Genomic DNA, 15,463 nt, shown 5'->3' on the forward strand with positions numbered 1-15,463 from the left:
TCATTCATTTTCCGCAATTAATTTATAAAACTTTTTCTAAAAAGTCCTTTGCACGAGTGGTCTTTGGATTTTTGAAAAACTCTTCCGGCGAGCCTTCTTCTAACAATTTCCCTTCATCAAGAAACATAATCCGGTCGGAAACTTCCCGCGCAAATCCCATTTCATGGGTAACAATTGCCATCGTAATACCTGTATGGGCCAAGTCCTTAATAACATTAAGAACTTCCTTGACCATTTCTGGGTCAAGTGCAGATGTCGGTTCATCAAATAGCATTAACTTTGGCTCCATGGCAAGGGCACGGGCGATGGCCACCCTCTGCTTCTGCCCCCCTGAAAGATTATTAGGATAGGCTGATTCTTTTTCAGACAGTCCCACTTTGGCTAATAGTTCGCGGCCTTTTTTCTCAGCAGTTTCCCTGGATTCACCTTTAACTCTCATCGGTGCATACGTTAAGTTCTGCAAAACAGTCATATGCGGGAATAAATAGAAATGTTGAAAGACCATGCCGATTTCCTGTCTGACTTTCGAAATATCCGTTTTTCGGTCGGTAATGTCTTGATTATTAATCCACACTTTCCCTTTTGTCGGTTCCTCCAACAAATTCAAACAGCGAAGAAAGGTTGATTTTCCTGACCCTGATGGTCCGATAATGGAGACTACCTCACCGCTTTCGATACTGGTTGAAATATTTTTTAAGACTTCATTATCGCCAAACTGTTTATAGAGGTTCTCTACTTTAATCACTATATTTCAGCCTCCTTTCAACCAGTTTGCCAGCAGTTGTTAAAACGAAAACGAGGACCCAATAGATTAGTCCGACAAAAATTAATGGTTCAAAATTATGATACGTATCTGCTCCCACAACCTGGGCACGGCGCATTAAATCCAAGTAGCCGATTGTTGATACAAGCGCCGATTCCTTTGTTAAGGTAACAAATTCATTCATAAGGGCCGGTAAAATATTTTTAAGCGCCTGCGGCAAAATAATGTCCTTCATCATCAGGCGATAAGGAACACCGAGCGCCAGGGCTGCTTCGGTCTGACCTTTATCCACGGCTTGAATGCCCGCTCTGATAATCTCTGACACATACGCAGATGAATTCAGCCCAAATGCCAGAATGGACGAAAGGAATGGATCAATATCGTAACCTGTTAATTGCGGAACCGCAAAATAAATTAACATTAGTTGTAAAATCAATGGCGTTCCGCGGAAAATGGATGTATATATATCTGCAAGCCAATTTAAAGCCTTGACTCTGGAAATTTTCAATAATGCCAGAATGGTACCGAGAACAAATCCAAATATAATGGCGACAACGACAAATTTTAATGTTACCCATATTCCTTTTAGTATAAAAGGAATATAAGGCACAATTTGGCTAAAATCCAAATTCATGCCTTACACCTCACCTCAAATATTTTCTTTTAAAAAAATGCTATTATTGTTGGTCTTTTAACCATTTATCTTTCAATTCTTGCAGCTTTCCATTTTGCTCCAATTTATCAAGAGCCTTATTAACATCCTTTACAAGCGCACTGCCTTTAGGAAAAGCGATGGCCATTCCTGGTGAACTGCTTGTAGGATCATCAAATCCCGCTAAATTTTGCTCTTTAATATAACCTGTAGCCACTGACTTATCTAAATAAGCTGCATCGATTCGATTAGTTAATAGTTCTTGAATTAAAGTTGTAGCATTGTCTAATGGCTTTGCTGTAAAGTTAATCTTCTTTTGAAGTTCCTTAGCACCCTCTTCTTGGATGGTTCCTAATTGAACACCAAGTGTTTTTCCTTTTAAATCATCTACTGTTTTAATGTTAGAATCCTTTAAAGTAATAAACATTTCACCTGAACGATTATATTCGGTGGAAAAATCTACATTCTTTTTACGCTTCTCAGTTGCTGACATTCCAGCAAGGACCATATCAACACGTTTTGCCTGCAATGCTCCGATTAAGCCATCAAACTTCATGTCTTTAATTTCAAGCTTATATCCTAATTCGTCAGCAATCGCATTTGCCAGGTCAATATCGAAGCCTTCAATGTCACCTGATGGATTTCTAGATTCAAATGGAGCAAAATCAGCCGATGTTGCCATTGTTAGTACTTTTTTGTCCGACGATTTTTCACCGTTAGCTCCGTCCTTATTACTTTGGCCGCAAGCAGCCATAACGACTAATGAAAAAATAATAGTTAGAAATAAAAATGTCTTTTTCATGATGTCCCTCCTGAGTATTAAAATTTGAAATTATATAATGACTTGAATTTTTATTCAACAAAATGGATATTAACACAGCAATGAATTTTTGAAAAGATATTTTTTTAATATAAAAATATTCAAAAAATTGAGCATACCTTTTATACTAGTTAAAATGGGCACAAACCATTTTTTTATGTGTATTTTCCATAAAAAAACACCTCTTTTATGAAGAGGTGTTTAATAGGTATAATTAACCTTTCTTGGGTTAAATTATTATATTTCTTCGCAATATTTATCGAATTCCTGCTGAAGCTTGGCAACCACTGTTGCTGGGTCATAGCCTTCAATCTGATGTCTTTCAATCATGGAACAAATCTTTCCGTCCTTTAATAAGGCGAAAGAAGGAGAGGATGGCGGATAGCCTGTAAAATAGCTTCTTGCCTTTTCTGTCGCTTCTTTATCCTGACCGGCAAAAACCGTTACTAGGTGATCTGGGCGCTTATCATAATGAACGGAGTATGCTGCCGCTGGACGGGCAATACCGCCGGCGCAGCCGCAAACAGAATTAATCATGACTAGAGTTGTACCCTTTTGGTTTAAAGCCTCTTCAACCTCATCGGCTGTCTTTAGCTCTTGGTATCCGGCAGTGGAGATTTCCTGACGCGCCTGGCGGACAACATCATTCATAAAAATATTAAAATCCATGCTCATTGAATTCACTCCTTATGTCTTACATACCTACATCATAACAGTTAAAATATGTTTTTTTCAAATGATTATTCCTGAAGTGAAAAAGAAAAGCTGCCGATGAATCGACAGCTATTGATTAGAGTTTATAAATGTCTCATAAAGCTTTTCCACGGCTGTGGCCACCGTTACGTCCCCGGTGATGACTTCGTTTTCATACTTAGGAAGCAAATTCTTCACACCAGGGTGATGAAAGAAATGATAGTGAAGAGTATCGGTAATCATCGAATACAGCCATTCTCTGGATTGAAATTTTCTTCTTTCGTCGAAAACGCCTGAGGATTTCACAGTCGTCTCGAAGGTTTGGATGACCTTCCAAATATCTGCGATTCCCTCGTGTGTCAAAGACGAACAGGTATAGGCTTTCGTTCCCCATCCCTTTGTGGCCGGCTGGAGAAAATGCAGGATACGGTTATATTCTTTCCTCGTTTTCTCGGCATTTTGCTTATTCGTCCCGTCCGCTTTGTGGACGATAAGGCAATCGGCCAGTTCCATAATGCCTTTTTTCATTCCCTGCAATTCGTCACCAGCACCGGTTAGGACAAGCAGCATGAAAAAGTCGACCATATCACGAATGATAACTTCACTTTGGCCTACACCGACCGTTTCAATTAGTATGACATCAAAGCCGGCAGCTTCACAAATCAGCATTGCTTCCCTTGTTTTCCGGTGAACCCCGCCAAGCTTCCCAGCCGTTGGCGATGGACGGATAAACGCTTTTGGATTCCGGGCCAATGTTTCCATTCGGGTTTTGTCACCGAGGATGCTCCCGCCGCTAATCTTTGAGCTTGGGTCAATCGCCAAAACGGCAACTCTTAGTCCAAGTTCACATAGATAGGTTCCGAACACCTCAATAAATGTGCTTTTTCCAGCCCCAGGCACCCCGGTAATACCGATGCGAATTGACTTACTAGAGTGAACCAGCAGCTTTTGCAGGAGCGCCTGTGCTTTTTGAAAATGCTGTTCAGCGTTGCTTTCCACAAGGGTAATCGCTCGGGCAAGCAGACTTCGATCACCTTTAAGGACCCCTTCATACAATTCGTCTAGCGAGGGCTCAGTCGATCCGCGTTTTTGAAAACGGACATTTTTTTGAAAAGTCACTTCTCCTGTTTCCTGCTCCTTGCCTTTCCTGATGACAGTTGAAAATTTATCCGGCTCTTCGGGGTTTGCCCATTCCGGTCTTTGTTCACCCGTCATTTAATTTGCCACTTCCTCGTACCCAAGCTGTCTATATATCTCCTTGATTACCTTTTGCGCAGCTACTGGAATAATCGTACCAGGACCGAAGATGGCCGCCGCACCATTGTCATATAAGAATTGATAATCCTGAGCTGGGATAACGCCGCCGACAACAACTAAAATATCCTCGCGGCATAATCTTTTCAATTCCTCAATAAGCTGCGGAAGGAGCGTCTTATGACCAGCAGCAAGTGAACTCATTCCGATCACGTGAACGTCATTTTCCACCGCTTGCAGGGCTGTTTCCTCCGGTGTTTGGAAGAGCGGGCCGATATCGACATCAAAGCCAAGATCGGCAAATGCCGTAGAAATGACCTTCGCCCCGCGATCATGACCGTCCTGCCCCATTTTCGCAATCAGAATCCGCGGCCGTCTGCCTTCATTTTCAAGGAATTCTTCTGTCATTCTTTGGACTTCGGCAATTTCTTCTTCGTTTGTAAAAGAAGTGCTGTAGACGCCGCTAATGGAACGGATAATAGCTTTATGACGACCCGCTGCTTTTTCTATCGCATCGGAAATTTCGCCTAGCGTCGCTCTTTCGCGTGCCGCCTTGACAGCAAGCTCTAATAAATTCCCTTCGCCGGAAGCAGCCGCATTGGCTAAAGCTATTAAAGCCTCTTCCACTTTCTGTAAGTCCCGATTTACTTTTAAGGAATTTAATTTTTCAATTTGCTTTAAACGGACAGCTGTATTATCAATGTCCAAAATATCAATTGGCTCTTCTTTTTCAAGCCGGTAGCGATTAACGCCAATAATCGTTTCTTTTGCAGAGTCGATTTGTGCCTGCCGTCTTGCCGCCGCCTCTTCAATTTTCATTTTCGGCAGCCCGGTTTCAATGGCCTTTGCCATTCCGCCGAGATTTTCAATCTCCTCGATATGTGTCCAAGCCCGCTTGATTAATTCATCCGTCAGTTTTTCCACATAGTAGGAGCCTGCCCATGGATCGATAACCTTGGTTATGCCAGTTTCTTCTTGTAAAAACAACTGGGTATTACGGGCAATCCGCGCTGAAAAGTCTGTCGGCAGGGCAATCGCTTCGTCCAACGCATTTGTGTGCAGGGATTGGGTGTGGCCCATTGCCGCCGCATGCGCTTCAATCAGCGTCCGGGTTACATTATTAAACGGATCCTGCTCGGTCAAACTCCAGCCTGATGTTTGCGAATGGGTGCGGAGTGCCATTGATTTTTCGTTTTTCGGATGGAAAGATTTCATCATTTTTGCCCAGATATATCTTGCTGCCCGCATTTTGGCCACTTCCATGAAGTAGTTCATACCGATGGCCCAGAAAAAGGACAACCTCGGGGCAAATGAATCAATGTCGATTCCGGCTTTAAGTCCGGTTCTTACATATTCCAAGCCGTCTGCTAACGTATAAGCGAGTTCGATATCGGCAGGTGCCCCGGCCTCCTGCATATGATAGCCAGAAATACTAATGCTATTAAACTTAGGCATGTATTTGGACGTATATTCGAAGATATCGGCAATGATCTTCATCGACATTTCTGGCGGATAAATATACGTATTCCTGACCATGTACTCTTTTAGAATATCATTTTGAATCGTTCCGGACAGTTTTTCCTGGCTGACTCCCTGTTCTTCGGCCGTTACGATGTAAAAAGCCAGTACCGGGAGAACGGCGCCATTCATCGTCATGGAAACGGACATTTGATCGAGCGGAATTCCGTCAAAGAGGGTTTTCATATCGAGCACTGAATCAATTGCCACCCCAGCTTTCCCAACGTCACCGACTACCCTTGGATGGTCAGAGTCATAGCCGCGGTGAGTAGCCAGGTCAAATGCCACCGATAAGCCTTTTTGCCCCATCGCCAGATTGCGGCGGTAAAAGGCGTTACTCTCTTCGGCAGTGGAGAATCCGGCATACTGCCTGACTGTCCAAGGACGGTTCACATACATGGTCGGATATGGTCCCCTTGTGTATGGAGGAAGCCCCGGCAGGCTGCCGAGCTGTTCTGTCCCGTCTCGGTCTTCCTTTGTATAAATCGGTTTTAGGATGATTTGTTCATTGGTCTCGAACAGTAAATCATCAAGGGAGGAGGCAATCTCTTTATCAACTTTTTCCCGCCATGCTTCTTCCGTGATAAAATTCTGGTTCTCAAACAGTTTTGCGTTTTGAAAATCAGGCTTTTGTTTGTTCAAGAGAGTTCACCTCCATGTCAGATAGGATTTCATCGATGGTTTCACAGCAATTGCTTTTTACATGAATAAACCGCTTAAGCCCCTCTTCGTACCACTGGGCCTGCAGTTCTTTTTCAGGAAGCCCAGCCAGAAGGAAGATTAGGTTTGGAAATTCAGATTTTAACGCTGTCAGCATTTCATGTCCGATTTGCTCATACTGTTCATTTGTTCCGCAAATGCAGACAAAGTTAGTTTTTAAGTCTATGATAAATTGTCTGGCATCCTCTATCGTGTGGACCGGCTTGCTTTCAGCTGGATGGATTCCGCCGGCTGCAAGAAAGCCCTTCATGAAATCAAGTCTTGGTTTATGCTGCTTTAGTTCGCCTAGACATAACATGCCGACTGAAGGTGCAGCACCTGTTGTTTCTTGTAATTGGTTTGCCTTGAAGCGAAGCTCCTCATATGGTTCTGCTAATCTGTGCTGAGGGATGGCCTCGAAGTCTTTTGTGGCTGCGGCTATTTTCATTAGCTGCTTTTGGCTAGGTACCGCTTCATCCAATTTTGCATAAACATTTGTCCCGACGATACTTTGCTTTCTTATTTGAATATCGAGGTTCTTTTTTTCATAAACAGCAGCAATTTGCTGTTGAAGCCAGTTTGACTTTAATGCCTCCAAAATGCCTCCCGCAGCCTCAATTTCCTTAAAAAATCCCCATGCATTTTCCGCTAGCTGATTGGTCAGCGCCTCCACATACCAAGAGCCGCCTGCAGGGTCAACCACCTTCTGCAAGTGTGCTTCTTCTTTTAAAATTAGCTGGATGTTGCGAGCAATCCGTTCGGAGAAAGAAGTAGGCCCAGTCAATTCATTAAACGGCTCCACATGCAAATATTGGGCTCCCCCTAAAACAGCGGCAAATGCCTCGTTGGCGGAACGAAGGATATTGACATGAGAGTCAAAGTTAGTTTTTGTAAAAGATGAGGTTGTGGCGGCAATCTGCATACCCCTTGCTTCCGCTTCGGCACCGTAAAGTTCCGCAATCCGCTTCCAGAGTACGCGGGCTGCTCTAAGCTTGGACAGTTCCATAAAAAAGTTGCTGCCGATGGAAAATTGGAAAATCATTTTTGATAGAGCTTTTTCAATGTTCATGCCATTATCAAGAAGCTCCTGTAAGTAATAGACTCCTGTGGCGGCGGCGATCCCGAGCTCTTGAACAGCGTTAGCTCCGCCATTATGGTACGGAGTGGTGTCGACAAGAACAGTACGTAAATCAGGAAACTTTCCATCTGCCTGCAGGATTTGACTTGTCCGTTCTTTAAGTAATTCCTCTTGGATTGCTCCAACTTCTGCAAATAGGGAAACGGGGTCATTGCCTATGTAGCCTGTAAGGTTTGTTCCATCACTATACTGGCCGGCAAGATTTTTTAACATGTCATTCAGTTCCCATCTGGCGTTGATAGCAAATGGGTATTTTTTCTCTAAACCCGCCAATAAATCTGGAAAACTATTGGTTTTCGAAACTTCAAAAGAAATTGCTGTTTGTCCCTTTTCAAGGGCCTCTTGAAGCTTTTGTTTAAGTTCTTCGGGTGTTCGATAAGATATTTTCTGGGCAACTTTCCATTCGTCTGTTACATATCCTAATGGGGCAATTCCCCTTCTAAAATCAGATCCTCCAGGATAGTCGGGCACCTGTTGTTCATCCTGCTCGGTATAAAGCGGTTTCAAAACAATGTTTTCATAGGTGGTACTTTGTAATAATTCAATTTTTTTCCCTTTTAATGATTTCTCGGCCTGTTCCTTCCAATCATCTATTGTTTTTACAGGGAAAGATTGATTACGTATATTTTCCAAACTCCTCATCCCCCTTCCGCATATTATTGAACTAATATTCAATTAATTCTATTTTAGGGTACAACCTCGATTCAGGCAAACATTTTCAAAACTTAAAAAATAAACAGCCGCCAATCAAAACTTGAATGGCGGCTGTTGCCGGCAAATTTTTTAGTAAATAGAGGTTGTTGTTTTAGACATGTTTTCGATGATTTCTTTCACCCTAGCCAGGAACCGGCCGCAAACAAGCCCGTCAAGAACACGGTGATCTAAAGACATACAAAGATTAACCATATCACGAACTGCAATCATCCCGTTATTCATGACAACAGGACGTTTCACAATCGATTCGACCTGAAGGATTGCGGCCTGCGGGTAATTAATGATGCCCATTGACTGGACAGAACCAAAAGAGCCGGTGTTATTGACTGTTATCGTACCACCCTGCATATCCTCCGGACGAAGCTTTCCGGACCGCACCTTCACGGCAAGGTCAGAGATTTCACGGGCAATACCTTTAATCGTTTTCTCATCGGCATTTTTGATGACAGGCACGAATAAAGCGTCATCTGTGGCGACTGCAATCGAAATATTGATATCCTTCTTTTGAATAATCTTGTCGCCGGCCCACATCGAATTAATTTGTGGGAATTCTTTTAGGGCCTGAGAAACGGCTTTTACAAAGAAAGCAAAGAACGTTAAATTGAAGCCTTCTTTTTTCTTGAATTCATCTTTTATGGAATTGCGGTAGTCAACAAGGTTGGTGGCATCGACTTCCACCATTGTCCAGGCATGCGGTATTTCATGCTTGCTGCGCAGCATGTTCGTGGCAATCGCTTTGCGAACGCCGGTAACTGGAATTTCGATATCCCCCGCTGCCACCGGAACCGATACGGCAGGTGCCGGTGCAATAGCTGCTGGAGCAGGCTGACTTGGAGCTGCAGCCTCCTGAACAGGCAGTTTACTAGCTGCATGCACTGGTGCCTCCGCTTTTTGTCCTGCTGCTGGAATATTACCAGACTCAATGATTTGCAATAAATCCTTACGAGTTATCCTGCCCCCAGCACCAGTACCTAAAACCTGCGTTAAATCAATGCCATGCTCCTGCGACAACTTAAGAACAGCCGGCGAATACCTGGCCCGATTCCCCTGATCAACAGGAGTGGCAATACCGTTCCCTACAGCCGCTTTTAGTTCAGGTGCGGAAACAGCTGCCTCCGGAGCAGAAGCGCCGCCTTCCGTTTCGATGGTACAGATAATTTCCCCAACAGCCATTGTATCACCTTCGGCAGCAATGAGTTCCTCAATTACACCTGAAAAAGAAGAAGGAACTTCCGCGTTAACCTTATCTGTCATGACCTCTGCCAGAGGGTCGTATTTATTTACCTTATCCCCAACAGAGACTAGCCATTTGCTGATTGTACCTTCCGTTACACTTTCGCCTAACTGCGGCATTTTAATTTGTTCAGTTGCCACTATTTCATCCTCCTAAACCTAAAACTCCGCAAGCTCGCGCATTGCTTTTTCGACCTTATCCGGATTGACCATAAAGAATTTTTCCATTGTTGGCGCATATGGCATTGCTGGAACATCTGGGCCGGCTAACCTTTTAATCGGGGCATCCAGTTCAAATAAGCAGTTCTCGGCAATAATGGCGGCAACCTCACTCATAATGCTGCCTTCTTTATTGTCCTCCGTGACGAGCAGTACCTTACCTGTTTTCGATGCTGCTTCGATAATCGCTTCTTTATCTAGCGGATAAACGGTACGCAAATCCAAAATATGCGCAGATATGCCGTCTTTGGCTAATTTCTCTGCCGCTTGCAGGGCAAAATGCACGCAAAGCCCGTAAGTGATAACAGTGATGTCCTCTCCTTCACGCTTTACATCTGCTTTACCAATTGGCAGGGTATAATCTTCAGTAGGCACTTCACCTTTAATTAAGCGGTAGGCCCGTTTATGTTCGAAAAATAACACTGGGTCATTATCGCGAATGGCCGCTTTTAAAAGTCCCTTTACATCATATGGGGTGGATGGCATCACAATTTTTAAGCCTGGCTGATTTGCAAATACGGCCTCAACTGATTGTGAATGATACAAAGCTCCATGAACGCCGCCGCCATATGGGGCGCGGATGACAATCGGACAGTTCCAATCGTTATTAGAACGATAGCGGATCCTTGCCGCCTCGGAAATAATTTGGTTTACTGCGGGCATAATAAAATCAGCGAACTGCATTTCCGCAATTGGCCGCATCCCGTACATGGCGGCCCCGATTCCAACACCGGCTATCGCTGATTCCGCCAGCGGCGTATCAATTACGCGCTCTTCACCAAATTGTTCATACAGTCCTTGTGTAGCCTTAAAAACGCCGCCTTTTCGCCCCACATCTTCACCAAGAACAAAAACTCGTGAGTCTCTCTCCATTTCCTCGCGAATGGCCATAGTAACTGCATCAATATATGAAATAACTGCCATATTTCTTCCCCCTAACGATCCCCGTATACATATTTCAATGCATCCTCTGGCGCTGCATAAGGTGCATTTTCTGCATAGTCAGTGGCTTCATTGACGATCTGCATGACGCGGTCATTGATTTCCTGCTCCAATACATCATTCAACACGCCGGTTTCCTTCAGATATGCACCAAAGGTGATGATTGGGTCCTGCGATTTTGCCTTTGCAACCTCATCAGGCGCCCGGTATGAGCGGTCATCATCGTCAGAAGAATGCGGAGTTAAACGATAAGAAACAGTTTCAACTAAAGTCGGACCTTCGCCGCGGCGCCCGCGCTCGGCCGCTTCCTTAACAACTTTATAAACCTCTAACGGGTCATTGCCGTCTACTGTATAGCCGGGCATGCCGTAACCAATGGCACGGTCAGAAACCTTCTCACAACCCAATTGTTTTTCAATTGGCACAGATATCGCATATTTATTATTTTCACACATAAAAATGACCGGGAGTTTATGAACACCAGCAAAGTTGGCACCCTCATGGAAATCCCCCTGGTTCGAGGATCCTTCCCCGAACGTAACAAAGGAAACAAAGTCCTTCTTCTCCATTTTACCGGCAAGTGAAATCCCCACCGCATGAGGAACTTGCGTAGTTACAGGCGATGAACCGGTGACGATCCGATTCTTCTTTTGCCCAAAATGTCCCGGCATCTGCCGCCCTCCGGAGTTAGGGTCTTCTGCTTTGGCGAAACCTGACAGCATCAACTCTTTTGGAGTCATCCCAAACGTTAATACGACACCCATATCACGGTAATAGGGCAATACATAATCTTTTTCCCGGTCTAGGGCAAAGGCAGCACCTACCTGTGCAGCCTCCTGCCCTTGGCAGGATATTACAAATGGTATTTTACCTGCACGGTTCAACAGCCACATCCGCTCATCGATACGGCGGGCCAAAAGCATCGTTTCAAACATTTCCAGCACTTTTTCATCGCTTAAGCCTAAAGCTTCATGACGCTTTTCCACCATTAACTTCATTCCTCCCGTTTGTTCGCTTTAAATCATTTCTCTCCCAAAAACCTATCCATGGATGGCCTTCCCATCAACTGCCAATGCCGCCTCGCCAATTGCTTCCGAAAGGGTTGGATGAGGATGGATGGTGTGGGCAATTTCCCATGGTACAGCATCAAGCACCATCGCAAGGCCGGCTTCCGAAATCATATCAGTAACATGAGGACCAATCATATGCACCCCTAAAATATCATCGGTCTCCTCATCAGCAATAATTTTAACAAATCCATCTGCTTCACCGAATACAAGGGCTTTCCCAATAGCACGGAAAGAAAATTTCCCCACTTTTACTTTATGCCCATTTTCCTTTGCTTGATTCTCTGTAATACCGACACTGGAAACCTCGGGACTGCTGTAAATGCATCTGGAAACTAGGTCATAATTAAGCGGTGACGTTTTTTCACCCGCAATATGCTCCACAGCAATAATCCCTTCATGTGAGGCAACATGGGCAAGCTGCAACCCGCCTATCACATCACCAATGGCATATATATGGGATTCTTTTGTTTGATAAACCTCATTCGTTACAATAAAACCTTTTTCAATTTGAATCTCTGTATTATCAAGTCCAATGCCCTCTGTATTGGCCTGCCGTCCTACTGATACAAGCAGCTTTTCCGCTTTGAACTCTTTCACCGAACCCTTTACTTCTGCCGAGATGGCCACTCCATTATCTTTCACCAATGTTTCAGGAAGAACTTTTGCGCTTGTGATAATATTAATCTTCCGCTTCTTCATCAAACGCTGCATTTCTTTCGAAATCTCGTGATCCTCCGTCGGTATAATTCGGTCTGCGTACTCAAGAACAGTCACCTCTACGCCAAAATCGGAAAGCATCGAGGCCCACTCAATTCCAATTACTCCACCCCCCACAATAATGATCGAGCTGGGAAGGGCTTCAAGCTGAAGGGCTTCATCAGAGGACATGACGTATTCGCCGTCAATGTCAAGACCTGGCAATGTCCGCGGTCTTGACCCGGTCGCGATAATGACATTCTTCGGGATGAGCATTTCATTTTCAGAACCATTGTTCATTTCAACGGAAATGGTCCCTGGCATCGGCGAAAAAATCGAAGGTCCCAATATCCGGCCAATTCCTTCAAATACATCGATTTTCCCCTGCTTCATTAGATGCTGGACACCTTTATGCAACTGGTCAATAATTTTGTTCTTTCGTTCTTGAACCTTGCCAAAATTAACTGAAACTTCTCCAGTGATCACACCGAATTCATCGCTGCGCTTTGCCGTTGCAAACACTTCAGCACTCCTGAGCAGTGCTTTACTTGGAATACAGCCCTTATGAAGACAGGTACCTCCAAGTTGGCCTTTTTCAACAATTGCCGTTTTCAAACCAAGCTGTGAGGCGCGGATCGCCGCTACATAGCCGCCGGTCCCTCCGCCAAGTATGACCAAATCATATTCTTGTGCCATTTGGTTCCCTCCCAAATTCCCCTAAATTTTCACTGTTTTAAATTTCCCTGGGTAATCCTTAACCTCTTCTTCGCCGAGTAAGACACGAAGTGCCCCTTCCGCTAACGCCTGCAGCTCATTTTCACCCGGGTGGACAATTACGTCTGCAATCCATTTAATCCGATCAATAATTGATTTAACAAATTCTTTACCATATGCCAAGCCGCCTGATAAACAAATAGCATCTACTTTTCCGGATAGAACAGCGCTGGCAGAGCCAATTTCTTTTGCCACCTGGTATGCCATTGCCTCATAGATCAGCTTTGCCTCCTGATCTCCAACCGCGATTCGTTGCTCAACCTGCAGTGCATCATTTGTACCAAGGTACCCAACAAGCCCGCCTTGGCCGACCAGCTTTTTCATCATTTCTTCCCTGAAATATTCACCTGAATAGCATAAAGCAACTAAATCACCAGCCGGAACTGTTCCGGCACGCTCCGGACTGAAGGGGCCATCGCCATGGAGGCCATTATTGACATCGACGACCCTGCCCTGTTTATGTACTCCGACGGTAATTCCGCCCCCCATATGGGTAACAATCAAATTTAATTCGTTGTATTTTTTTCCAAGCTCTTTGGCAGCCCGTCTGGCGACAGCTTTTTGGTTTAACGCATGAAAAATGCTTTTTCTTTCGATTAATGAAAAGCCTGAGATTCTGGCGATGGGGTCAAGCTCATCGACAACAACCGGGTCGACGATATATGAAGGAATATTAAGTCCCGAAGCAATTTCAAAGGCAATGATACCGCCGAGATTAGATGCATGCTGACCGGAATAACCTTTCTTAAGGTCTTCTAGCATTTGGCTGTTAACTGCATATGTTCCGCCCTCGATTGGACGAAGCAAGCCGCCCCGCCCACAGACAGCATTTAATTTCGAAAGATTGATTCCTTCATGATCCAGTGTCTCCAAAATCACATTCTTTCTGAATTCATACTGGTCAATAATATTAGCAAAAGTATTAAGAATCTCCATGTCATGTCGAAGGTTTTTTTCAAAAATGGAAATTTCATTATCGAATACTCCAATTTTTGTGGAGGTGGAACCGGGGTTAATGACGAGAATTCGATATTCTTTATTTGGCAACGGATAAACCTCCAATTTACTTCTGAAACACTTGACTTTCGAATATTAAAGGCAAAGACGCTGAATTTCCCCATTCAGCGCTTTGCTAAAGTATTTCAGTTGTTTCATCTGGTTCTTCTTCTGCTTAAAATATTGTGGCCATTTTGCAGGAATTGGCTTCTTGAATTGCGTATTCTTTCAATCCGTTCCTCTGCCATGCGGTCTGCCGCCACGTAGGTTGGAATGCCATCCCGCTTAGAAATTTCAATCACTTTTTCAATGCTGTTGTAGATGGTTTCTACTTTTTTCATAGCGCGCTCATAGTTATAGCCATATAATTCATCCGCAACGTTAATGACTCCGCCCGCATTTATGACGTAATCAGGTGCATATACGATTCCCATTTCATGAATGAGGTCGCCATGACGGGTTTCCTTTAATTGGTTATTAGCAGAACCAGCAATTACTCTTGCTTTCAATTGTGGGATCGTATCGTCATTAACCGTTGCACCAAGCGCACATGGAGCATAAATATCACACTCTACTCCATAGATTTCATTTGGGTCCACTGCACGGGCGCCAAATTCTTCTACTGCACGGTTAACGGCTTCCCTATTTATATCAGTAACGATTAACTGGGCACCTTCTTCATGTAAATGACGGCAAAGACTATAAGCTACATTTCCAACCCCTTGGATTGCGACTACCTTTCCTTCAAGGGAATCAGAACCAAATGCCGCCTTCGCTGCTGCTTTCATTCCACGGTATACACCATATGCCGTTACCGGTGAAGGATTTCCCGATGAACCAAATGCGGGAGAAATACCAGTAACATAGTCAGTTTCTTCATGAATCAAGTCCATGTCCGCAACAGTTGTTCCAACGTCTTCCGCTGTAATATAGCGTCCATTCAAGCCTTGAACATAACGCCCGAAAGCACGGAACATTTCTTCGTTTTTATCCTTGCGCGGGTCGCCGATGATAACCGTTTTACCGCCGCCAAGATTTAATCCTGCTGCCGCATTTTTGTATGTCATCCCTTTAGCAAGTCTTAGCGCATCTTCGATTGCCGCTTCTTCTGATTCATATGTCCACATCCGTGTACCGCCAAGTGCTGGTCCCAAGGTTGTATCATGAATGGCAATAATCGCTTTTAATCCGGATTGTTTATCCTGGCAGAACACTACCTGCTCATAATCATATTGCTCTAGGTACTTAAAAATTTCCATGTTAATTCCTCCTCTGAAAAATA

At 44.2% G+C, this 15,463-nt stretch carries 13 protein-coding genes; all 13 read right to left on the reverse strand.

The genetic code is table 11. The annotated features are described in order from the left end of the window. Positions 1–22: 22 nt before the first annotated feature. Positions 23–745: an amino acid ABC transporter ATP-binding protein gene (locus tag ACFPA1_RS15230; RefSeq protein ID WP_213144929.1), complete on the reverse strand. Its 723-nt coding sequence runs from the start codon at positions 743–745 to the stop codon at positions 23–25. After that, positions 738–1,397, reverse strand: coding sequence for an amino acid ABC transporter permease (locus ACFPA1_RS15235; protein WP_213144928.1), 660 nt, complete (start codon positions 1,395–1,397; stop codon positions 738–740). Before ACFPA1_RS15235 ends, ACFPA1_RS15230 begins: the two co-directional genes overlap by 8 nt. A gap of 43 nt (positions 1,398–1,440) precedes the next feature. Continuing rightward, a complete protein-coding gene (locus ACFPA1_RS15240) occupies positions 1,441–2,217 on the reverse strand; it encodes a transporter substrate-binding domain-containing protein (protein WP_378584015.1) in 777 nt (258 codons plus the stop codon). Between the two features lie 255 nt (positions 2,218–2,472). After that, on the reverse strand, positions 2,473–2,910 hold the full coding sequence (locus ACFPA1_RS15245) for a BrxA/BrxB family bacilliredoxin (protein WP_213144926.1): 438 nt from the start codon (positions 2,908–2,910) through the stop codon (positions 2,473–2,475). A gap of 108 nt (positions 2,911–3,018) precedes the next feature. Next, entirely contained in the window at positions 3,019–4,143 is a 1,125-nt protein-coding gene (gene meaB / locus ACFPA1_RS15250; RefSeq protein ID WP_378584016.1) for a methylmalonyl Co-A mutase-associated GTPase MeaB, read from the reverse strand. Then, entirely contained in the window at positions 4,144–6,285 is a 2,142-nt protein-coding gene (gene scpA / locus ACFPA1_RS15255; protein ID WP_378584399.1) for a methylmalonyl-CoA mutase, read from the reverse strand. 37 nt (positions 6,286–6,322) lie between these two features. Then, positions 6,323–8,179: a methylmalonyl-CoA mutase family protein gene (locus tag ACFPA1_RS15260; protein ID WP_378584017.1), complete on the reverse strand. Its 1,857-nt coding sequence runs from the start codon at positions 8,177–8,179 to the stop codon at positions 6,323–6,325. 141 nt (positions 8,180–8,320) lie between these two features. Then, positions 8,321–9,625 (reverse strand): dihydrolipoamide acetyltransferase family protein, encoded by a 1,305-nt coding sequence (locus ACFPA1_RS15265; protein ID WP_213144922.1) that lies wholly within the window; start codon positions 9,623–9,625, stop codon positions 8,321–8,323. Between the two features lie 18 nt (positions 9,626–9,643). Then, on the reverse strand, positions 9,644–10,627 hold the full coding sequence (locus ACFPA1_RS15270; RefSeq protein WP_213144921.1) for an alpha-ketoacid dehydrogenase subunit beta: 984 nt from the start codon (positions 10,625–10,627) through the stop codon (positions 9,644–9,646). 11 nt (positions 10,628–10,638) lie between these two features. Continuing rightward, positions 10,639–11,643 (reverse strand): thiamine pyrophosphate-dependent dehydrogenase E1 component subunit alpha, encoded by a 1,005-nt coding sequence (locus ACFPA1_RS15275; RefSeq protein WP_277398328.1) that lies wholly within the window; start codon positions 11,641–11,643, stop codon positions 10,639–10,641. Between the two features lie 42 nt (positions 11,644–11,685). Next, positions 11,686–13,107 (reverse strand): dihydrolipoyl dehydrogenase, encoded by a 1,422-nt coding sequence (gene lpdA / locus ACFPA1_RS15280; RefSeq protein WP_213144920.1) that lies wholly within the window; start codon positions 13,105–13,107, stop codon positions 11,686–11,688. Positions 13,108–13,128: 21 nt separating this feature from the next. Next, entirely contained in the window at positions 13,129–14,232 is a 1,104-nt protein-coding gene (buk, locus tag ACFPA1_RS15285; protein ID WP_213144919.1) for a butyrate kinase, read from the reverse strand. A gap of 104 nt (positions 14,233–14,336) precedes the next feature. Next, positions 14,337–15,440, reverse strand: coding sequence for a branched-chain amino acid dehydrogenase (gene bcd, locus ACFPA1_RS15290; protein WP_378584019.1), 1,104 nt, complete (start codon positions 15,438–15,440; stop codon positions 14,337–14,339). Positions 15,441–15,463 lie beyond the last annotated feature (23 nt).

Origin of the sequence: Neobacillus sp. GCM10023253, from assembly GCF_042653105.1 — a bacterium.
Lineage (GTDB): Bacteria > Bacillota > Bacilli > Bacillales > Cytobacillaceae > Neobacillus > Neobacillus citreus.

Excerpts from the sequence above, each read along its gene's own strand:
- ACFPA1_RS15235 (WP_213144928.1), bottom strand. The coding sequence starts at position 1,397 with ATGAATTTGGATTTTAGCCAAATTGTGCCTTATATTCCTTTTATACTA.
- ACFPA1_RS15240 (WP_378584015.1), bottom strand. The coding sequence starts at position 2,217 with ATGAAAAAGACATTTTTATTTCTAACTATTATTTTTTCATTAGTCGTT.
- ACFPA1_RS15245 (WP_213144926.1), bottom strand. The coding sequence starts at position 2,910 with ATGAGCATGGATTTTAATATTTTTATGAATGATGTTGTCCGCCAGGCG.
- meaB (WP_378584016.1), bottom strand. The coding sequence starts at position 4,143 with ATGACGGGTGAACAAAGACCGGAATGGGCAAACCCCGAAGAGCCGGAT.
- ACFPA1_RS15260 (WP_378584017.1), bottom strand. The coding sequence starts at position 8,179 with ATGAGGAGTTTGGAAAATATACGTAATCAATCTTTCCCTGTAAAAACA.
- ACFPA1_RS15270 (WP_213144921.1), bottom strand. The coding sequence starts at position 10,627 with ATGGCAGTTATTTCATATATTGATGCAGTTACTATGGCCATTCGCGAG.
- ACFPA1_RS15275 (WP_277398328.1), bottom strand. The coding sequence starts at position 11,643 with ATGAAGTTAATGGTGGAAAAGCGTCATGAAGCTTTAGGCTTAAGCGAT.
- lpdA (WP_213144920.1), bottom strand. The coding sequence starts at position 13,107 with ATGGCACAAGAATATGATTTGGTCATACTTGGCGGAGGGACCGGCGGC.
- bcd (WP_378584019.1), bottom strand. The coding sequence starts at position 15,440 with ATGGAAATTTTTAAGTACCTAGAGCAATATGATTATGAGCAGGTAGTG.